Here is a 19,571-nt window from a genome sequence, read left to right as displayed (position 1 = left end):
CCCCGTTGCTGCGGTGCTCAGACCGGAGACGAAGGGTCAGAGCAGCGCCGCCGCCTGGCGGGCCGCGCCGAGGGCGACGTACTCGCCAGGCTCGGGAACCTCCACCGGCATCCCGAACACCTGCGGCGCGATCGCGCGCACGGCCTCGGACTGCGCGCCGCCGCCGATGAGCAGGGCGCGGCGCAGCGGCACGCCGAGCGCGCGCAGGGCGTCGAGACCCGCGCGCAGGCCGCCGAGCATGCCCTCGACCGCGGCGCGCGCGAGGTTCTCCCTGGTCGTCGAGGCCAGCGTCATGCCGGACAGGGATGCCGTGGCATCCGGCAGGTTCGGCGTGCGCTCGCCCTCGAAGTAGGGCACGAGCACGAGTCCGCCCGCGCCGGCGGATGCCGAGAGGGCGAGTGCGCTGAACGCGTCGTGGTCGACGCCGAGCAGCGCGGCGGTCACGTCGAGCACGCGGGCGGCGTTGAGGGTGCACACGAGCGGCAGGAAGTGCCCGTCGGCCGAGGCGAAGCCGGAGACCGTGCCGGACACGTCGGCGGTGGGCGCCTCGCTCACCGAGAACACCGTGCCGCTGGTGCCGATCGAGACCACCACGTCCCCCGGGCCCGCGCCCAGTCCGAGCGCGGCGGCGGCGTTGTCGCCGGCGCCGGGGCCGACCCGCCGGCCTTCCGCATCCGTCACCGCCTCGTCCGGCCCGAGCACGCGCGGCAGCACCGTGTCGTGACCGAGCGCGGCGACGAGCAGCTCGCGATCGTACGCGCCGGTCGCCGGATTCCAGTACCCGGTCCCGGAGGCGTCCGAGCGGTCGGTGACCAGCTCCTCCAGCACCGGGTTCTCAGGGCCGAAGCCGCGCAGTCGCCAGGTGAGCCAGTCGTGCGGCAGCGCCACGGCTGCGACGCGCGCGGCGTTCTCCGGCTCGTGGTCGCGCAGCCAGCGCAGCTTCGTGATGGTGAAGGATGCCACCGGCACGAGTCCCGTGCGGCGGGCGAGCTCCCCGGCGCCGAACTCGCCGACGAGGTCGTCCGCGGTCTCCGCCGACCGGGTGTCGTTCCACAGCAGGGCGTCGCGGATCACCCGGCCTGCGGCGTCGAGGGCGACCAGGCCGTGCTGCTGGCCGCCGATCGCCCACGCCGCGATGTCATCCATCCCCCCGGCATCCGTCACCGCCTGCTGCAGGGCATGCCACCACGCTTCCGGGTCCACCTCGGTGCCGGGCGGGTGCGGCGCCCGGCCGGTGCGGACGACGGCGCCGGTCCCGACGTCCACGACGACGACCTTGCACGACTGGGTCGAGCTGTCGACCCCCATCACGAGTGCCATGCCACCATCCTCTCGTCTTTCCTGCGCCGAGACCGTGCGCGGCGCGGCGGCTCACCGGGTCAGCCAGCTCCGCAGCATGCGTGTCACCCGGGGCAGCACCCAGTACGTCATGATCGGCGTGAGCACGACCGTGGACGCGAGCGTGCGCAGCCAGAGCGGCAGGACGTCCCAGCCCGGGACGGGGGAGGCGGCGTAGGCGAAGGCGACGCTCAGCGGGAAGAAGCCGAGCCAGATCGACACCGCCTGCTTCCAGCGCGGCGGCGTGTGCACGACGGTGACGCCGGTCGTGCCGGTGCGGTCGGCGTTCGGCATCGGGATGCTGCCGGTGGAGGGCTCGTCGAACCAGCCTTCGATGCCGGTGCGCCGCTGCGTCCGCTCGCTGCGCACGAAGCCCTCGCCCATCGACAGCCACCACTCGCGCTCGGGCGAGGTCTCCCACGCCGCCAGGGTCTCCTCGTTCGCGAAGCGGTACAGCATGTGCCATACGTGCGAGTCCTCGCCCGCCCGCACCCAGCCGGAGCCGAGGAAGCCCGGGTACCGGTTGGCGAGGTTCACGCCGGTCTGCACCCAGACGGTCGCCTCGGCGATGCGGGCCGGATCGACCTCACGGCGGATGGACACGGTGATGGGCTCGGACATGGGTGGGGTCCTCGGGTGCGGGCTCGGGTGTGAGCGGATGCGGCGGCGGGTGGCCGGATACGAGTGTAGGCCCGGATACGAGTCGGCGAGGCGCGCCCGCGTCTCTTCGCTACAGCATCTCCAGCGGCACCGGATGCCGCGGCGCGGGGAAGCGCCGGTCGATCTCGTCCAGCACGTCGTCGGGCAGCGCGACCCCGAGCGCGGCGGCGTTCTCCCTGGCGTGCGCGACCGAGCCCGCCTTCGGGATCGCCAGGACCTCCCCGGAGCGGACGACCCAGGCCAGCACGAGCTGCGCCGGGCTGAGGTCGACGGATGCCGCGAGCTCGGCGAGACCGGGGTCGTCGAGCAGCCGCGCCTGCTCCAGCGGCGAGTACGCCATCGCCGGGATGCCCTGCGCGTGCAGCAGGGGCAGGAGGTCGATCTCGGGGCCGCGGCGGATCGGGTTGTAGAGCACCTGATCGGTGGCCGCCCCGGCGGGCAGCTCGGCGAGGTCGTCGGGGTCGAGGTTGCTCACGCCCCACGCGAGGATGTCGCCGTCCGCGCGGAGCCGCTCGAAGGCGGCGACGGTCTCGTCGAACGGCACCGCGCCGCGCCAGTGCAGCAGGTACAGGTCGAGACGGTCGGTGCCAAGGCGCTCCAGGCTGGCCTGGGCGGCGCGCCGCACACCGGCGGCATCCGCGTGGGAGGGTAGCACCTTGCTGACGAGGAAGACCTCGTCGCGCCGCCCGGCGATCGCCTCGCCGACGAGCCGCTCGGAGCGGCCGCCGCCGTACATCTCCGCCGTGTCGATCACCGTGAGCCCGGCGTCCAGCCCGGCCCGGATGGCGGCGATCTCCTCGTCGCGCCGGGCGGGGTCGTCGCCGACGAACCAGGTGCCGATGCCGATCTCGGGAACCACGGGGCCATGCGGGAATCGGATGCTCATGACTCCACCGTACGGCGGCCCCGGCGTCGCTTGCGCGGGTGAGAATGGGGGCATGAGCAGCGAAGCCGTGGTCGTCGACGTCGTCCGCACGCCCGTCGGGCGCGGCAAGCCTGGCGGGGCGCTGTCGGCGGTGCATCCGGTCGATCTGGCGGCGGGCGTGCTGCAGAGCATCCTCGGCCGCAACGGACTCGAGTCGGAGCAGATCGACGACGTGCTGCTCGGCTGCGTCAGCCAGGTGGGCGACCAGGCGATGAACATCGCCCGTCAGGCCGTGCTCGCCGCCGGGATGGACGTGACCGTGCCGGCCACGACGATCGACCGTCAGTGCGGGTCGAGTCAGCAGGCCGTGCACTTCGCCGCGCAGGGCATCGCCGCCGGGGCCTACGACGTCGTGATCGTCGGCGGGGTGGAGTCGATGAGCCGCGTGCCGCTGGGCTCGTCGGCCGCGGGCGGCACGCCGATGTCGCCGCGATTGCGCTCGCGCTACCCGGAGGGGCTGGTGAACCAGGGGGTCAGCGCCGAACTCATCGCGCATCGCTGGAACCTCGGCCGGGAGCAGCTGGACGCGTACGCCGCTGAGTCCCACCGTCGTGCGGCGGATGCCTGGCGCGAGGGCTTCTTCGACCGCACGGTCATCCCCGTCCCCGAGGCGCCGGATGCCCGCGGGGACGAGACCGTCCGCGATGGGACGACCGTGGAGAAGCTGGCGGCGCTGCCCGCCTCCTTCCGCACGGATGCCCTCGCCGAGCGCTTCCCCGAACTGGAGTGGCGCATCACGCCGGGCAACTCCTCGCCCCTCACCGACGGGGCCTCGGCGGCCCTGATGATGAGCGCGGCGCGCGCGGACCGGCTGGGCCTCACGCCGCGCGCCCGTTTCCGCGCCTTCGACGTGTTCGGCGACGACCCGATGTTCATGCTCACCGGACCGATCCCGGCCACCCGGCGCGTGCTGGAGCGGGCGGGCCTGACGATCGACGACCTCGACGCCTACGAGGTCAACGAGGCCTTCGCCTCGGTGCCGTTGGCCTGGGCGGCCGAGCTCGGCGCCGATCCGGCCCGGCTCAACCCGCGGGGAGGCGCGATCGCCCTCGGCCACGCACTCGGCTCCTCCGGCACCCGCCTGCTCGGCACCCTGATCGACCACCTCGAGGCCACGGGCGGCCGCCTCGGCCTGCAGACCATGTGCGAGGGCGGCGGCATGGCCAACGCGATGATCATCGAGCGCCTCTAGCCGGCCGGAAAGACCGGCCGGAAAGAGAGGACCCCCGCCGACCCGATTCGGCGGGGGTCACGCGGTCGGAGACCGCGGCGGGAGCACAGGACGGCTCACCGCGGCGCGACATCCGGCACCCGATCCGGTCTGAGGCCTCGTTCGCGCAGTCACTGTTCTACGGGCCGGAGGTGGCCGCGCGGTGAACCCGGGGTGAAGGTCCGTCGCCCTCACCGCGGACTGGAAGCGTTTGCCCAGCTGATGCCCGAGAATCCTCGGCCTCGTCCGCATCGCCGCCAAACTTTCTGCAAACGCTTGCACGACGTCCGTCGCCCCTGCTACCGTCGCCCACAGCGATCCGGGCACGCCGCCGTGCCCTCCCCAGCCCCCAGGGAGAACCCGTGTCGAAGACGACAGCCTCACGCCGTGCCGCCCTGCTCGCCATCGGCGCGCTCGCCGCATCCCTCCTCGGCGCCGCCGCGCCCGCGCCGGCCGCCGCCGCCGACCGCACGGTCGCCCTCGTCGGCGACCTGCAGTCCGAGCTCGGCTGCCCCGCCGACTGGGCGCCCGACTGCGCCGCCACCGACCTCGCCCCCACCGGAGCCCCCGGCGTGTACTCCGCCGCGTTCGAGGTGCCCGCCGGCAGCTACCAGTACAAGGTCGCGCTCAACGACAGCTGGGACGAGTCCTACGGCCTCGACGGCGGGGGTGAGAACATCCCGCTCACGATCGCCGGGCCCGCCACCCTCCGCTTCACCTTCGACGACACGATCAAGCGGGTCGGCGTCGAGGTGTCCGACCTTCGCGGCGGCTACACCTCCGACGACGACGCCCTCGCTGCCGCACCGGTGCGCCAGCCCGGCGCCGGCGAGCAGTTCTACTTCGTGATGACCGACCGGTTCGCGAACGGGGACGCCGCGAACGACACCGGCGGGCTCGAGGGCGACCGGCTGGTCACCGGCTTCGACCCGACGAACAAGGGCTTCTACCAGGGCGGCGACCTCGCCGGCCTCCGCCAGAACCTGGACTACATCGAGGGTCTCGGCACCACCGCCATCTGGCTCACCCCGAGCTTCGCCAACCGCCCCGTGCAGGGCACCGGCGACGCGGCATCCGCCGGCTACCACGGCTACTGGGTCACCGACTTCACCCGCATCGACCCGCATCTGGGCACCAACGAGGAGCTCGCCGCGCTGATCGACGACGCGCACGCGCGCGGCATCAAGGTGTACTTCGACATCATCACCAACCACACCGCCGATGTCATCGACTACGCCGAGGGGCAGTACTCCTACATCGACCAGGCGACCCGCCCGTACACCGACGCGAGCGGCACGCCATTCGATCCCGCCGACCACGCCGGCAGCGGCGCCTTCCCGGCCCTCGACCCGGCCACGAGCTTCCCGTACACGCCGGAGATCGCCGAGGCCGACCGCGAGCTCAAGGTGCCGTCCTGGCTGAACGACCCGACCCTGTACCACAACCGCGGCAACTCGACCTGGACCGGCGAGTCGGTCACCTACGGCGACTTCGACGGTCTCGACGACCTGATGACCGAGCATCCCACCGTCGTGAACGGCTTCGTCGACGTCTACCAGGACTGGATCGACCTCGGCATCGACGGCTTCCGCATCGACACCGTCAAGCACGTGAACTTCGAGTTCTGGGAGACGTGGACCCGCGAGGTGCTCGACTACGCGCACGCTCAGGGCAACGACGACTTCTTCATGTTCGGCGAGGTCTACGACGCCGACCCAGTCAAGCTCGCCCCGTACGTCCGCGACACCGACATGAACTCGGTGCTCGACTTCACCTTCCAGTCCTCCGCGGTCAGCTACGCCTCCGGCAACTCCGCCAAGGGGCTGCAGTCCCTCTTCGCGGGGGACGACCGGTACACCACGCCGGATTCGTCGGCCACGGCCCTGCCCACCTTCCTCGGCAACCACGACATGGGGCGCGTGGGCTCCTTCCTGCGTTCGACGGATGCCCCGCTGGCGCGCGACGAGCTGGCGCACGAGCTGATGTTCCTCAGCCGCGGCCAGCCGGTCGTCTACTACGGCGACGAGCAGGGCTTCGCCGGCCCCGGCGGCGACAAGGACGCCCGTCAGACGCTGTTCGCCACCGAGGTCGCCGAGTACGCGAACCAGGCGCTGGTGACCGGCGAGCAGGCCGGCTCCGTCGACCGGTACCACACGAACGCCCCGCTCTATCAGCACATCGCGACCCTGTCCGCCCTGCGCGAGGCGCACCCGGCGCTGGACGCCGGCGCGCAGATCGAGCGGTACGCGGCATCCGGTCCGGGCGTGTACGCGTTCTCGCGCGTCGACGCCGGGGAGAAGGTCGAGTACCTCGTCGCGGTGAACAACGCCACCAGCGCACAGACGGTCGACCTCACCACGCTCACCGCGGAGGCGTCCTACGCCGTGCTCTACGGGGACGCCGCCCCCATCGCCACCGACGCCGGGGCGGCGACCTCGATCACGGTGCCGGCGCTGTCCGCCGTGGTGTGGAAGGCGGATGCCCCGGTCACCGCGCCCGCCCAGGCGGCCCCGGTCACGGTAGCCGTGCCCACCGCCGGGGCCGGCGTCACCGGACAGACCCCGGTGCAGGCGGACATCGCCGACCAGTGGGCGCAGACCAGCTTCGCCTGGCGCGTCGTCGGCTCGGAGGAGTGGCATCCGCTCGGCACCGCCGAGGACACCGAGCCGCGCGTCTTCCACGACGTGCGCGGTCTCGACAGCGGCACCCTCCTCGAGTACCGCGCCGTGACGACGGATGCCGCCGGCAACCGCGCCGCCGCATCCACGTACGCCTCGGTCGGCAACGCCGTCACCCTCACGCCCGGCGAGGAGCCGGAGTCGCCGATCGACATGGTGACCGTGCCCGGCAGCCTGAACTCCGAGCTCGGCTGCGCCGGCGACTGGGACCCCGCCTGCGAGAAGGCGAAGCTCACCCTGCGCGCCGACGGCGTGTGGGCGGGCACCTTCGACCTGCCCGCCGGCGACTACGAGTACAAGGTCGCCGTCAACGGCAGCTGGAGCATCAACTACGGTGCGAACGGCGTGCCCGACGGGCCCAACATCGTCATCAGCCACGCCGGCGGCCCGATCACCTTCTACTTCGACCCGCGCACCAACATCGTGCAGTCCACCGCCGAAGGCCCGATCGTCACGCTCCCCGGCTCGCTGCAGAGCGAGCTCGGCTGCGCCGGCGACTGGGCGCCGGACTGCCTGGCCACGCTGATGGCAGACGCCGACCGCGACGGCGTGTTCGAGTTCTCCACCGACGACCTGCCCACCGGCGCATACGAGGTGAAGGCGGCACACGGGCTGAGCTGGGCGGAGAACTACGGCGCCGACGGCGTCCGCGACGGCGCGAACATCTCGTTCAGCGCCACCGAGGGCAAGGTCACGAGCTTCCGGTACACCCTCGCCACCCACATCCTCGAGATCACCAGCGCCGACCCGCCGCTGCCCGGCACCGGCGAGCAGCGCGCGCACTGGATCGACGAGACCACCATCGCCTGGCCGGCGAACCTCGGATCCATCGACCGCGCCGCCTACCAGCTGTACTCCTCCGCGGACGCCGCCCTCGAGGTCGTCGACGGCGAGGTCACCGGCGCCGACCCGATCCCGCTCGAGGTGGTGGAGGGCGGGCTCACCGAGGAGCAGCTCGCGCGCTTCCCCGCGCTCGAGGGCTACCTCGCGCTGCGGGTGACGGATGCCGACGCCGCCGCGCTCCTGCGCACCCGGCTCGCCGTCGCGCAGCGCGACACGTCCGGCGCGCTGACGGCGTTCACCGGCGTGCAGATCCCCGGCGTCCTCGACGATCTGTTTGCGGCCGCGCTCGAGGACGTCGAGCTCGGCGTGAGCTTCGACGGCAAGCGGCCCGCCTTCCGGCTGTGGGCGCCCACCGCCCAGAGCGTCACGCTGCTGACCTGGGAGGCCGGCGCCGACGGCGACCCGGTCCGTCACGAGGCCGCCCGCGATGCGGCATCCGGAGTCTGGGAGGTCACCGGCGGCAAGGGCCTGAAGGGCGACGAATACCTGTGGGAGGTGGTCGTCTACGCCCCGGCCACCGGCCGGATCGAGACGAACCTCGTCACCGACCCGTACGCGGTCGCCCTGACGGTCGATTCCGAGCGCGCCGTCGCGATCGACCTCGACGACAAGAAGTGGCAGCCGAAGCAGTGGCGGAGGGCAGAGGCGCCGGCGGTGGAGCGCAACGTCGACCGCGCCATCTACGAGCTGCACATCCGCGACTTCTCGATCGGCGACGAGACGGTTCCCGCGGAGGAGCGCGGCACCTATCGCGCCTTCGCGCGTGACAGCGCCGGCACGGCGCAGCTGCGCGAGCTTGCGGATGCCGGCATCAACACCGTGCACCTGCTGCCGTCCTTCGACATCGCCAGCATCGAGGAGGACCGCGCGGCCCAGGCGCAACCGGCCTGCGACCTCGCCTCGTTCGGGCCGGCCGACACCGCCCAGCAGGAGTGCATCCAGGCCGTCGCCGACCAGGACGGCTTCAACTGGGGCTACGACCCGTTCCACTACCTCGCCCCCGAGGGCTCCTACGCCGTGAACCCGGACGGCGGCGCCCGCGTGGCGGAGTTCCGCTCCATGGTCGGCGCGCTGCACGGCATGGGCCTGCAGGTGGTGCTCGACGTCGTGTTCAACCACACCGCCGAGTCCGGGCAGGGCGAGCGCTCCGTGCTCGACCGGGTCGTGCCGGGCTACTACCACCGGCTCAACGCCGCCGGCGCGGTGGAGACCTCGACGTGCTGCCAGAACGTCGCCACCGAGCACCTGGCCGCGCAGAAGCTCATGGTCGACGCGATCGTGACCTGGGCCCGCGACTACCGGGTGGACGGGTTCCGCTTCGACCTGATGGGGCACCACTCCACCGGCAACATGCGGGCGATCCGCGAGGCGCTGGACGCGCTCACCGTGAAGAGGGACGGCGTCGACGGAAAGGCCGTCTACCTCTACGGCGAGGGCTGGAACTTCGGCGAGGTGGCGAACAACGCGCTGTTCGAGCAGGCCGTGCAGGGCCAGCTCGCCGGCACCGGCATCGGCACCTTCAACGACCGGCTGCGCGACGCCGTGCACGGCGGCAGCCCCGTCGACTCGTCGTCGACCTTCCGGCAGGGCTTCGGCACCGGGCTCGGCACCGACCCGAACGGCGACCCGATCAACGGCACCGTCGAGCAGGCGCTCGCCGACCTCGGCCACGAGACCGACCTGGTCAAGCTCGGCCTCGCCGGCAACCTCCGCGACTACGCGTTCACGACCAGCGACGGGCGGACCACCGCGGGCGAGGACATCGACTACCGCGGCTCCCCGGCCGGGTACGCCGAGCACCCGGACGAGGTGATCAACTACGTCGACGCGCACGACAACGAGACCCTGTACGACCTGTCGGTGCTGAAGCTCCCGCGGGACACCCCGATGGCCGACCGGGTGCGGATGAACACGCTGTCTCTCGCGACCGTCACCCTGTCGCAGTCGCCCTCGTTCTGGCACGCCGGCACCGAGCTGCTGCGCTCGAAGTCCCTCGACCGCAACAGCTACAACTCCGGCGACTGGTTCAACCGCATCGACTGGACCGGTCAGGAGTCCACGTTCGGCTCCGGGCTGCCGCCGGCGGCGGACAACCGCGAGAAGTGGCCGGTCATGGCGCCGCTGCTGGCGGACCCGGCGCTGAAGCCGGCACCGGCCGACATCGCCGCGGCCGAGGCATCCGCTCTCGATCTGCTGCGCGTGCGCGGCGAGGTCGACCTGCTCCGGCTCGGCTCCGCGGAGCTGATCGCGCAGAAGGTGTCGTTCCCGAACGGCGGGACGGATGCCACGCCCGGCGTCATCGTGATGCTCATCGACGACCTGCTCGGCGAGGACGTCGACCCCGAGCTGGACGGCGCGCTGGTGGTGTTCAACGCCTCGCCCGAACCGGTCGCCCAGACCGTCGGCGCGCTCGCCGGACGCGACTTCGCGCTCACTCCCGCGCAGGCGGAGGGAGCGGATGCCGTGGTCACGGCGACCACGTGGGACGCGGCGAGCGGCACGGTCACCGTGCCGGCCCGCTCCGTCGCGGTGCTCGTGGACGCGCAGGGGTAGCCGGGCGTTCATCCTGCACAGCCGGGCGCGTTCCGCGGATTCTCCACAGCGCCCGGGGTTCGGCGGTGACCGGGAACGCCCAGATCGTGCTGGTCTGGGAGCGCCGCGGCGGCGCCGGCATCCGCCCCGCCGACCGCGCCTGGTCCGATAGTAGGAAGCCCTAGCAATTGCACGGATGCCCGAGTATTCTGTCACTGTGCCAATGACGGCACGGAGGAGTGTCAGCAGAATGACTAGTACCATCCCGCATTTCGTGGGCGGATCACTGATCGAACCGGACAGCGGCCGCTTCGCCGACGTCTTCGACCCGAGCACCGGTGCGGTGCAGGCCCGAGTGCCGCTGGCGTCCAGCGGCGACGTCGCCGCGGCCATCGGCGTCGCCGAGGCCGCCCAGCCGGCCTGGGCCGACACCAACCCGCAGAAGCGCGCCCGCGTGCTGATGCGCTTCGTAGAGCTGGTGCACCGCGACATGGAGGAGCTGGCCCGGCTGCTCTCCAGCGAGCACGGCAAGACGCTCGCCGATGCCAAGGGCGACATCCAGCGAGGCTTGGAGGTGGTGGAGTTCGCGATCGGCGCACCGCACCTGCTGAAGGGCGAGTACACCACCGGCGCCGGTGCCGGGATCGACGTGTACTCGATGCGGCAGCCGCTCGGCGTGGTCGCCGCGATCACGCCGTTCAACTTCCCGGCGATGATCCCGCTCTGGAAGGCCGGTCCCGCGCTCGCCGCGGGCAACGCGGTCGTGCTCAAACCCAGCGAGCGCGACCCCTCGGTCCCGGTGCGGCTGGCGCAGCTGTTCGTCGAGGCGGGGCTGCCCGCCGGCGTCCTCAACGTCGTGCACGGCGACAAGGAGGCTGTGGACACCCTGCTCACCGATCCCCGCATCCAGGCCGTCGGCTTCGTCGGCTCCACCCCGATCGCCGAGTACATCTACGCGACCGCGGCCGCGCACGGCAAGCGCGCGCAGTGCTTCGGCGGGGCCAAGAACCACATGATCGTGATGCCCGACGCCGACCTCGACCAGGCCGTCGACGCGCTCGTCGGCGCCGGATACGGCTCCGCGGGCGAGCGCTGCATGGCGATCTCGGTGGCCGTGCCCGTGGGCGAGGCGACCGCCGACGCGCTCGCCGCCAACCTCGTCGAGCGGGTCCGCGAGCTGAAGGTGGGTCCGTCCCTCGCCGATGGTGTCGACTACGGCCCGCTGGTCACCCGCGCCGCGGTCGAGCGCGTCGAGCGCTACATCCAGCAGGGCATCGACGAGGGCGCCACGCTGCTCGCCGACGGCCGCGGCTTCACGGTGGACGGGCACGAGGACGGGTTCTACCTCGGCCCCACCCTGTTCGACCACGTCACCACCGAGATGGCGATCTACCGCGAGGAGATCTTCGGCCCGGTGCTCGTGATCGCCCGCGCCGGCGACTACGAGGAGGCCCTCGCCATGGCATCCGAGCACGAGTACGGCAACGGCGTCGCGATCTTCACCCGCGACGGCGACGCGGCACGCGACTTCGCCGCGCGCGTGAACGTCGGCATGGTCGGCGTGAACGTGCCGATCCCGGTGCCGATCGCGTACTACACGTTCGGCGGCTGGAAGAACAGCGGCTTCGGCGACCTCAACCAACACGGCGCCGACGCCTTCCGGTTCTACACGAAGACGAAGACGGTGACGAGCCGGTGGCCTTCCGGAGTCCGTGAGGGCGCCAGCTTCGTCATCCCGACTTTCGGTCACTGAGCGAGGGAAGCGAGACGCGATGTCAGACACCATGACCCCCACCGTCAGCACCGAGGAGCGCGAGGCGATCCTCGCCGCGGTCCGCGACTTCGCCGAGACCGAGCTCGCCCCGCATGCCCTGGACTGGGACGAGCACCACACCTTCCCGCGCGAGGCGCTCCGGCGGGCGGGCGAGCTCGGCCTGGGCGGCGTCTACGTCCGGGAGGAGTCCGGCGGCTCCGGGCTCTCCCGCGTGGACACCGTCGCGATCTTCGAGGAGCTCGCGAAGGCCGACCCCGCCGTGGCCGCGTACATCTCGATCCACAACATGGTGGTGTGGATGATCGACACCTACGGCGACGACGCCCAGCGCGCCCGCTGGCTGCCGGATCTCACCGCCATGGCCGAGTTCGGCGGGTACTGCCTGACCGAGCCCGGGGTGGGGTCGGATGCCGCCGCCCTCGTCACCGGCGCGGTGCGGGACGGCGACGAGTACGTGCTCACCGGCGTGAAGCAGTTCATCTCGGGCGCGGGTGAGGCCGCCGTCTACGTGGTGATGGCCCGCACCGGCGAGCCCGGCTCGGGCGCCAAGGGCATCACCGCGTTCCTCGTCCCCGGCGACGCCGAGGGCCTCAGTTTCGGCGTGCCGGAGAAGAAGATGGGCTGGCACGCGCAGCCGACGCGCCAGGTCATCCTGGACGGCGTACGGGTGCCGGCATCGGCCGTGCTCGGCGAGGAGGGGCGCGGGTTCGCGATCGCGATGTCGGCGCTGAACGGCGGACGCCTCAACATCGCCGCCTGCTCACTGGGCGGTGCGCAGTGGGCCCTCGACCGCGCGGTGCAGTATGTGCACGAGCGGGTCGCGTTCGGGGAGCCGCTGGCCGAGAAGCAGTCCATCCTGTTCGCGGTGGCCGACATGCGCACCGACCTGCAGGCCGCGCGGCTCATGGCGCGCGACGGCGCGCAGGCGGTCGACGAGAAGGCGCCGGACGCCACGATGCGGTGCGCGATGGCGAAGCGCTTCGCCACGGATGCCGGGTTCGACGTCGCCAACCGGGCCCTTCAGCTGCACGGCGGCTACGGGTACCTTCAGGACTACGGGATCGAGAAGGTCGTGCGCGACCTGCGCGTGCATCAGATCCTGGAAGGGACGAACGAGATCATGCGACTCATCGTCGGGCGGGAGATGCTGCGTCCCGCGGGCTCCGCGTCGATGCGGAGCGGATCATGACCCGCATCGGCTTCCTCGGCCTCGGCCACATGGGCCTGCCGATGGCGAAGAACCTGGTGAAGGCGGGGCACGAGGTGCTCGGCTACGACGTCGTGCCGGCCGCGGACGAGGCGGCGCGGGCGGCCGGCATCCCGGTCGCGGAGAGCGGGGCGGATGCGGTCGCCGATGCCGACGTCGTGATCACGATGTTCCCGGCCGGCAAGCACGTCATCGAGGCGTACCGGGACGGGCTGCTCGCCGCGGCCAGGCCCGGGACTCTGTTCATCGAGTCGTCCACGATCGCGGTGGACGAGGCGCGCACGGCGCACGAGATGGCGGTGGCGGCCGGGCACCGCAACATCGACGCGCCCGTCTCCGGCGGCGTCGTCGGTGCGGAGAACGCGACGCTGGCGTTCATGGTCGGCGGGTCCGACGAGGACTTCGCCGAGGCGCTGCCGCTGCTGGAGGCGATGGGGAAGCGGATCGTGCACTGCGGCGGGCCGGGCCTCGGGCAGGCGGCCAAGGTGTGCAACAACATGATCCTCGGCGTCACCCAGATCGCGGTGGCCGAGGCGTTCGTGCTCGGGGAGCGGCTCGGGCTCGAGCATCAGGTGCTGTTCGACGTGGTGTCGCAGGCATCCGGTCAGTGCTGGGCGCTGACGACGAACTGCCCGGTGCCGGGTCCCGTGCCCACCAGTCCCGCGAACCGCGACTACCAGCCCGGCTTCGCCGGCGCCCTGATGGCGAAGGACCTGGGGCTCGCGCTGCAGGCGATCGAGCAGACCTCGACGGATGCTCGGATGGGCCGCCTCGCCCAGGAGATCTACTCCGCCTACGCCTCCGGCGAGGGCGCTGCGCGCGACTTCTCGGGCATCATCACCGAGATCCGCGACAGCGAGGTCTGACTTCCCCCCCGCCACTCTCGTTTGGGGCGGATTCTCACGTTCGGGGCGGCGCGGTGCCGCCCCGAACGTGAAGATCCGCCCCAAACCGTGGGGAATACTGGTACTGCCGCGGCGTTGCGGTGGAGGGAGCGACATGACCGAGTACGAGACGATCCGGACCGAACGACGAGAACGGGTGGGGTGGATCACCCTCGACCGGCCGCAGGCCCTCAACGCTCTGAACCGCACCGTGGCGGAGGAGGTCGCCGCCGCGGCCGTCGCCTTCGACGAGGACGACGCGATCGGCGCGATCGTGGTGACCGGGTCCGAGAAGGCGTTCGCCGCCGGCGCCGACATCAAGGAGATGGAGTCGAAGACCGCCGCCGAGATGCTCGCGACGGATCACTTCGGCGCGTGGAGCGACTTCGCCGCGGTCCGCACCCCCGTGATCGCCGCCGTGTCCGGGTATGCGCTCGGCGGCGGATGCGAGCTGGCGATGATGTGCGACATCATCCTCGCCGCCGACACCGCGACCTTCGGTCAGCCCGAGATCAACCTCGGCGTGATCCCCGGGATGGGCGGCACGCAGCGGCTCATCCGCGCCGTCGGGTACTACAAGGCCGCCGAGCTCATCCTGTCCGGCCGGCTCATCGGCGCGGAGGAGGCGGAGCGGATCGGCCTGGTCTCGCGCGTCGTCCCGGCATCCGATCTGCTGGACGAGGCCGCGAAGCTGGCCGAGACGATCGCATCGAAGTCGCTGCCGTCGGTGTACGCCGCGAAGGCGGCGCTGGATGCCGCGATGGAGACGTTCCTGTCCGACGGGCTCGCGCACGAGAAGCAGGCGTTCGCCGCGCTGTTCGACACCGCCGACCAGAAGGAGGGGATGGCCGCCTTCCGCGAGAAGCGCCCCCCTCATTTCACGCACCGATGAACGGGGTGACCGAGGTGCTGCCCGACGACGCCGACCTGACGCTTCCCGTGGAGGATCGCCGCGAGCTCGTCGAATGGACGGTGGCGTGCGCCGAGCGGCTGCTCCCGCTGTTCCTCGCCGAGCGGCCGTCGGATGCCCGCCCGCGTGAGGCCCTGGAGGCGGCGCAGGCGTTCATGCGCGGCGAGCTGGACATCGACGCCGTGCGCGAGAAGGCGTTCGCCTGCCACGCCGCCGCGCGGGAGGCGACCGACCCGGCCGCGATCGCCGCGGCCCGGGTGTGCGGGCAGGCCGCCGCGGTCGCGCACATGGCCGGCCACGCGCGGCAGGTTCCGCGGTACACGGCCAAGGCGTTCCCGCACGACCGCTCCCGCCGCGACGAGGAGCTCGCCTGGCAGCGGATGCACGTGCCCGCGCGCTTCGACCACTACGTCTACGACGGCGACTGACAGCCGCCCCGAGCAGACGGGATCTGGCGGACGGGTTCCGGGGGCTCGAGGACGGTGTGAATGCGCAGCTCTCCCACGCCGTCAGCCTGCGACGAGGACCGGCATCAGAGCGGGTCCGGGAGGGGACGGGGGTCGGTGAAGTCGCCGGCGTTGCGGCGCAGCCGGGCGACGATGCCGACGAGGTCGGCCGCGTCGCCCGGGTCCAGGCCGGGATCGGCGAACACCTCCGCGTTCAGGGCGGTCGTCGCCCGCTCGACGAGGTCGCGGCCGGCATCCGTCAGCGTCAGCATCGCGGCGCGCCCGTCGTGCGGATGCGGCTCGCGCGTGACCAGCCCGTCGCGCACCAGCCGTTCGGCGGTGCTCGTCACGCTCGTGGGATGCACCTGCAGCCGCGCCACCACGCTCGACAGGGGAAGCCGGCCGGCGCGGCTGAACGCGAGCAGCCGCAGCACCTCGTACCGGGCGAAGGTGAGCCCGAACGGTCGCAGCGTGGCATCCACCCGCGCCTGCAGCAGCTGCTGGGCGCGCATCACCGAGATCACCACGGCCATGCCGTCCGCGGCATTCGTCCACCCGTGCGCGACCCATTGGCGCTTCGCCTCGGCGAGCGGATCGATGGGCAGCGGGCGGGGTCGGGCCACGGCTCTACGGTACCGTTCGCGGCCCCGGAACCGGCGGATCGTTCGGCGTGAAACCGAGTCCCACCCGGATAGACTCGGAGGCGGCGTGAGGAGCAGTCGATGAAGATCTACGTCCTGGTGAAGGAAGTCCCCGACACCTACGGTGACCGCAGGCTCGACCTCGAGACCGGACTGGCCGATCGCACGGCCGGCGAGGTCGTGCTGGACGAGATCACGGAGCGCGCGCTCGAGGTCGCCCTCTCCCACGCCGACAGGAACCCGGGCACCGAGGTGGTGGCCCTGTCCATGGCGCCCGAGTCGGCGACGGCATCCGTCCGGCGCGCGCTGGCGATCGGCGCGACGTCCGCCGTCCACGTCGTCGACGAGGAGCTCCGCGGTGCCGACCTGGGCCTCACCGCGGAGGTGCTCGCGGCCGCCATCCGCCGCGGCGAACCCGACCTCGTCATCACCGGCAACCTCTCCACCGACGGCTCGGGCGGGATGATCCCGGCCATGCTCGCCGAGCACCTCGGATACGCGCAGGCGACGGCGCTCAGCGCCGTCGACATCGGCGTCGACCGGGTCACCGGCACGCGCGCCTCCGACGGCGGGAACCAGCAGGTCACCGCACCGCTGCCCGCGGTCATCTCGATCACCGAGGCGCTGCCGGATGCCCGGTTCCCGAACTTCAAGGGCATCATGGCGGCGAAGAAGAAGCCCCTTGAGGTGCTCTCGCTCGCCGACCTGGGGGTCTCCGCCGACCCGTCGCTGGCGCCGCGGAGCATCATGACGGCGGTGTCGGAGAAGCCGCCGCGTGCGGCCGGGATCAAGATCGTCGACGAGGGCGACGCCGCCGAGCGCCTCGTCGAGTTCCTCGCGCAGAACAGGCTGGTGTGACATGGCGTACCCGGAGAACCCGATCCTCGTGCTCGTGGACGTCGACCCGGCCGGGGGAGCGGCCAGCAGCACCGCGGGACTGGTCGGCGCGGCCTCGACGATCGGCGGCCCGGTCGCCCTCATCGTCGGCGGGACCCCGGAGGCGACGGATGCCGCGGCCGCGGCCGGCGCGCAGGTGGTGCTCACGGCACCCGGCGACCCCGCCGCGCTCACGGTGCCGATCGTGGACGCGCTGCAGGCCGCGTACCGCCGGGTGCAGCCGGATGCGGTGCTGATCTCGAACTCGATCGCCGGGCGCGACGTGGCCGGGCGCTTCGCGGTGCGCGAGAGGCTCGCCGTCGCGGTCGATGCGGTCGGCGTCTCGCGCGACGAGGAGGGCGTCGTCGCCCACCATTCGGTGTACGGGGGCGCGTTCCTGGTGGACTCGGCGCCGACGTCCGGTGCGCCGGTGATCACGGTCCGGCAGGGGGTGGTGGATGCCCGCGCCGAGGCGGTGGCGTCTCCGGTGGTGGAGGAGCTCGCGGTCGAGCCGTCCGGCGCGGTCGCGGCGACCGCCGGAGCGATCGAGGCGGTCGAGCAGGCCTCCTCCCGCCCCGAGCTGCGCGGCGCGGCCAAGGTCGTCGCCGGCGGGCGCGGGCTCGGGTCGAAGGAGCAGTTCGCCCTCGTCGAGCAGCTCGCGGATGCCCTCGGCGCCGCCGTCGGCGCGTCGCGGGCCGCAGTGGATGCCGGATACATCCCGTACGCGCATCAGGTCGGGCAGACCGGGGTGTCGGTGTCGCCGCAGCTGTACGTCGCGCTCGGCATCTCCGGCGCGATCCAGCATCGGGCCGGCATGCAGACGGCCAAGACCATCGTCGCGATCAACAAGGACCCCGAGGCGCCGATCTTCGAGATCGCCGACTTCGGCATCGTCGGCGACGTGTTCACCGTCGTGCCGAAGCTGATCGAGGCGCTGCAGGCGCGAGGGAAGTAGGTCACGCCGGTGATCGAGCGAGCGCAGCGAGACGCGATCCGCCGGGGACTCCCGCGGGTGAAGGGCGGCGAGCCCTGGCCGCCCGCCGGACTCGTGCCCGCTGCTGCGAACCCGCCGGTCGCCCCGTCGCCGGAACGGATGCCCGAGACCCCCGGGACGCCGGGCGCGGGTGATCGGGAGATCGAAGCGGAGCCGGGCCTCGGGCGTCCGGAGACGGTGTCGGCGACGGGCGGCATCCCGCTGCGGCGCGGGCTTCCGCGCGTGCGCGGCGGCGAGCCGTGGCCGCCGGCCGCGCTCGCCTCGGTGGCAGCAGACATTCCGGCAGCGCCCCCGCAGCCGTCGGCGCACGCGGGGGCGGCCCCGGGCGCGGACGGCCGCGCCGAGACCCGGGATGCTCCGATCCCGGAGCAGGGAACGCAGGCCGGCGGTTCCGCGCACCCGGCGCCCGCGCCCTCGGCGTCCGGTGAGCGCGCGCCCGAGGCTGGCATCCGACTCCGCCGAGGACTGCCCAGGACGAAGGGCGGCGAGCCGTGGCCGCCCGCCGGACTCGTCGCCGCGGCCGTAGCTGCCGACGCGGAAACCGCCGCCCCGGTCGCGGCCGCCTCCGCCCGAGCCACGACGCCGCCCGTCGCCCCGGCGATCGACGTCTCCACGCCTCTGCCGTTCACCCGCACCGTCTGGCCCGGCGCCGCCTCGCGGCGCACCCCCGCGGCCCCCGCGGCCCCCGCGGCCCCCGCCGCACCGGCGGGTCGTCTCTCGCGTCCGACGTGGCCGCAGGCGCTGGCCGGGCTGTTCGCGGCCGCGGGCCTGGGCATCCTGGCGGGCGCCGCCGTCGCGTTCGTGCGCGCGTTGCTCAGCCTGCCGTTCATGCAGGACTTCCTGGCCGCCTTCCCCGGCGAGTACGAGCCGGCCGTCCCGGTCGAGCCGGGATTCGCGCCCTGGATCGGCTGGCAGCACTTCTTCAACATGTTCCTGATCGTGCTGATCATCCGCTCGGGCCTCCGGGTCCGCTCCGAGAAGCGCCCCACCGTGTTCTGGACGCCGCGGGGCAACCCGAAGGGCAAGATCAGCCTCACGCTGTGGTTCCATCAGGCCCTCGACCTGCTCTGGCTGATCAACGGCGTACTCTTCGTGGTGCTGATCTTCGTGACCGGGCACTGGGGGCGGATCGTGCCGACCAGCTGGGAGGTGTTCCCCAACGCCCTGTCCGCCGCCCTGCAGTACGTCTCGCTGGACTGGCCGCACGAGAACGGCTGGAACAACTACAACAGCCTGCAGCAGCTCGCCTACTTCATCACCGTGTTCGTCGCGGCCCCGCTCGCCGCGGTCACCGGATTCCGGATGTCGGGTCTGTGGCCGAAGCAGGCGGAGCGGCTGTCGAAGGCGTACCCGGTCGAGTGGGCGCGGGCCGTGCACTTCCCGGTGATGCTGTACTTCGTCGCGTTCATCATCGTGCACGTCGCGCTCGTCATGCTCACCGGATTCCTCCGCAACCTCAACCACATGTACGCCTCGCAGGATGCCGTCACCTGGACCGGGTTCTGGGTCTTCCTCGCCTCCCTCGCCGTCATCGCGGTCGGGTGGATCGCAGCACGGCCGCTGGTCCTGGCACCGATCGCCAAGGTCTTCGGGCAGGTGTCCGGGCGCTGACCGCCGCCGTATCGGTTCCCTGTTCCGCAAGAACGCGGGTTC

At 72.4% G+C, this 19,571-nt stretch carries 14 protein-coding genes; 10 read left to right on the top strand and 4 right to left on the bottom strand.

The window, feature by feature from the left end; all coding sequences use genetic code 11:
- Positions 1 to 36 precede the first annotated feature (36 nt).
- The 3 genes from xylB to JRG78_RS11280 all read right to left on the bottom strand — a co-directional run bounded on the left by xylB (position 37) and on the right by JRG78_RS11280 (position 2,884).
- The gene (gene xylB / locus JRG78_RS11290) at positions 37 to 1,320 is read right to left on the bottom strand and encodes a xylulokinase (RefSeq protein ID WP_272653392.1); all 1,284 of its coding nucleotides are present in this window, start codon (positions 1,318 to 1,320) and stop codon (positions 37 to 39) included.
- 51 nt (positions 1,321 to 1,371) lie between these two features.
- On the bottom strand, positions 1,372 to 1,959 hold the full coding sequence (locus tag JRG78_RS11285) for an antibiotic biosynthesis monooxygenase (RefSeq protein WP_272653391.1): 588 nt from the start codon (positions 1,957 to 1,959) through the stop codon (positions 1,372 to 1,374).
- Positions 1,960 to 2,068: 109 nt separating this feature from the next.
- Positions 2,069 to 2,884 carry an aldo/keto reductase gene (locus JRG78_RS11280; protein ID WP_259606747.1) on the bottom strand — a complete coding sequence of 272 codons (816 nt, stop codon included), beginning with the start codon at positions 2,882 to 2,884 and terminating at the stop codon, positions 2,069 to 2,071.
- 52 nt (positions 2,885 to 2,936) lie between these two features.
- Between JRG78_RS11280 and JRG78_RS11275 the strand changes: the two genes are divergently transcribed.
- The 7 genes from JRG78_RS11275 (at position 2,937) to JRG78_RS11245 (ending at position 15,389) form a co-directional block, all read left to right on the top strand.
- On the top strand, positions 2,937 to 4,115 hold the full coding sequence (locus tag JRG78_RS11275) for a thiolase family protein (protein WP_272653390.1): 1,179 nt from the start codon (positions 2,937 to 2,939) through the stop codon (positions 4,113 to 4,115).
- Between the two features lie 380 nt (positions 4,116 to 4,495).
- Complete coding sequence (gene pulA, locus JRG78_RS11270) at positions 4,496 to 10,207, top strand: pullulanase-type alpha-1,6-glucosidase (RefSeq protein WP_272653389.1); 5,712 nt, start codon at positions 4,496 to 4,498, stop codon at positions 10,205 to 10,207.
- A gap of 229 nt (positions 10,208 to 10,436) precedes the next feature.
- A complete protein-coding gene (locus JRG78_RS11265; RefSeq protein ID WP_272653388.1) occupies positions 10,437 to 11,939 on the top strand; it encodes a CoA-acylating methylmalonate-semialdehyde dehydrogenase in 1,503 nt (500 codons plus the stop codon).
- Positions 11,940 to 11,958: 19 nt separating this feature from the next.
- A complete protein-coding gene (locus JRG78_RS11260; protein WP_272653387.1) occupies positions 11,959 to 13,149 on the top strand; it encodes an acyl-CoA dehydrogenase family protein in 1,191 nt (396 codons plus the stop codon).
- On the top strand, positions 13,146 to 14,033 hold the full coding sequence (gene mmsB / locus JRG78_RS11255) for a 3-hydroxyisobutyrate dehydrogenase (RefSeq protein WP_259606743.1): 888 nt from the start codon (positions 13,146 to 13,148) through the stop codon (positions 14,031 to 14,033). Before JRG78_RS11260 ends, mmsB begins: the two co-directional genes overlap by 4 nt.
- Positions 14,034 to 14,166: 133 nt before the next feature.
- Positions 14,167 to 14,943 (top strand): enoyl-CoA hydratase-related protein, encoded by a 777-nt coding sequence (locus JRG78_RS11250; protein WP_259606742.1) that lies wholly within the window; start codon positions 14,167 to 14,169, stop codon positions 14,941 to 14,943.
- Positions 14,940 to 15,389 carry a putative immunity protein gene (locus JRG78_RS11245; RefSeq protein ID WP_259606741.1) on the top strand — a complete coding sequence of 150 codons (450 nt, stop codon included), beginning with the start codon at positions 14,940 to 14,942 and terminating at the stop codon, positions 15,387 to 15,389. Before JRG78_RS11250 ends, JRG78_RS11245 begins: the two co-directional genes overlap by 4 nt.
- Positions 15,390 to 15,493: 104 nt before the next feature.
- On the opposite strand, the gene JRG78_RS11240 is transcribed toward JRG78_RS11245, so the two are convergent.
- A complete protein-coding gene (locus JRG78_RS11240) occupies positions 15,494 to 16,030 on the bottom strand; it encodes a MarR family winged helix-turn-helix transcriptional regulator (protein WP_259606740.1) in 537 nt (178 codons plus the stop codon).
- Between the two features lie 99 nt (positions 16,031 to 16,129).
- Between JRG78_RS11240 and JRG78_RS11235 the strand changes: the two genes are divergently transcribed.
- From JRG78_RS11235 to JRG78_RS11225, 3 genes are read left to right on the top strand one after another with little or no spacing between them, the layout of a single operon-like run.
- Positions 16,130 to 16,906: an electron transfer flavoprotein subunit beta/FixA family protein gene (locus tag JRG78_RS11235; RefSeq protein ID WP_259606739.1), complete on the top strand. Its 777-nt coding sequence runs from the start codon at positions 16,130 to 16,132 to the stop codon at positions 16,904 to 16,906.
- A gap of 1 nt (position 16,907) precedes the next feature.
- Positions 16,908 to 17,879: an electron transfer flavoprotein subunit alpha/FixB family protein gene (locus JRG78_RS11230; RefSeq protein WP_259606738.1), complete on the top strand. Its 972-nt coding sequence runs from the start codon at positions 16,908 to 16,910 to the stop codon at positions 17,877 to 17,879.
- Positions 17,880 to 17,888: 9 nt separating this feature from the next.
- Positions 17,889 to 19,529, top strand: a complete 1,641-nt coding sequence (locus JRG78_RS11225) for a cytochrome b/b6 domain-containing protein (protein ID WP_272653386.1) — start codon at positions 17,889 to 17,891, stop codon at positions 19,527 to 19,529.
- Positions 19,530 to 19,571: the final 42 nt, after the last annotated feature.

Source organism: Microbacterium sp. EF45047, assembly GCF_028472845.1.
GTDB classification, from domain to species: domain Bacteria; phylum Actinomycetota; class Actinomycetes; order Actinomycetales; family Microbacteriaceae; genus Microbacterium; species Microbacterium neungamense.
Note: the sequence above shows the minus strand (reverse complement) of the source record. Positions and strands in the feature narration are given on the sequence as shown.

What these genes read in the sequence shown, in the direction of transcription:
- xylB (WP_272653392.1), bottom strand. Translation starts at nt 1,320, where the DNA reads ATGGCACTCGTGATGGGGGTCGACAGCTCGACCCAGTCGTGCAAGGTC.
- JRG78_RS11285 (WP_272653391.1), bottom strand. Translation starts at nt 1,959, where the DNA reads ATGTCCGAGCCCATCACCGTGTCCATCCGCCGTGAGGTCGATCCGGCC.
- JRG78_RS11280 (WP_259606747.1), bottom strand. Translation starts at nt 2,884, where the DNA reads ATGAGCATCCGATTCCCGCATGGCCCCGTGGTTCCCGAGATCGGCATC.
- JRG78_RS11275 (WP_272653390.1), top strand. Translation starts at nt 2,937, where the DNA reads ATGAGCAGCGAAGCCGTGGTCGTCGACGTCGTCCGCACGCCCGTCGGG.
- JRG78_RS11265 (WP_272653388.1), top strand. Translation starts at nt 10,437, where the DNA reads ATGACTAGTACCATCCCGCATTTCGTGGGCGGATCACTGATCGAACCG.
- JRG78_RS11260 (WP_272653387.1), top strand. Translation starts at nt 11,959, where the DNA reads ATGTCAGACACCATGACCCCCACCGTCAGCACCGAGGAGCGCGAGGCG.
- mmsB (WP_259606743.1), top strand. Translation starts at nt 13,146, where the DNA reads ATGACCCGCATCGGCTTCCTCGGCCTCGGCCACATGGGCCTGCCGATG.
- JRG78_RS11250 (WP_259606742.1), top strand. Translation starts at nt 14,167, where the DNA reads ATGACCGAGTACGAGACGATCCGGACCGAACGACGAGAACGGGTGGGG.
- JRG78_RS11245 (WP_259606741.1), top strand. Translation starts at nt 14,940, where the DNA reads ATGAACGGGGTGACCGAGGTGCTGCCCGACGACGCCGACCTGACGCTT.
- JRG78_RS11235 (WP_259606739.1), top strand. Translation starts at nt 16,130, where the DNA reads ATGAAGATCTACGTCCTGGTGAAGGAAGTCCCCGACACCTACGGTGAC.
- JRG78_RS11230 (WP_259606738.1), top strand. Translation starts at nt 16,908, where the DNA reads ATGGCGTACCCGGAGAACCCGATCCTCGTGCTCGTGGACGTCGACCCG.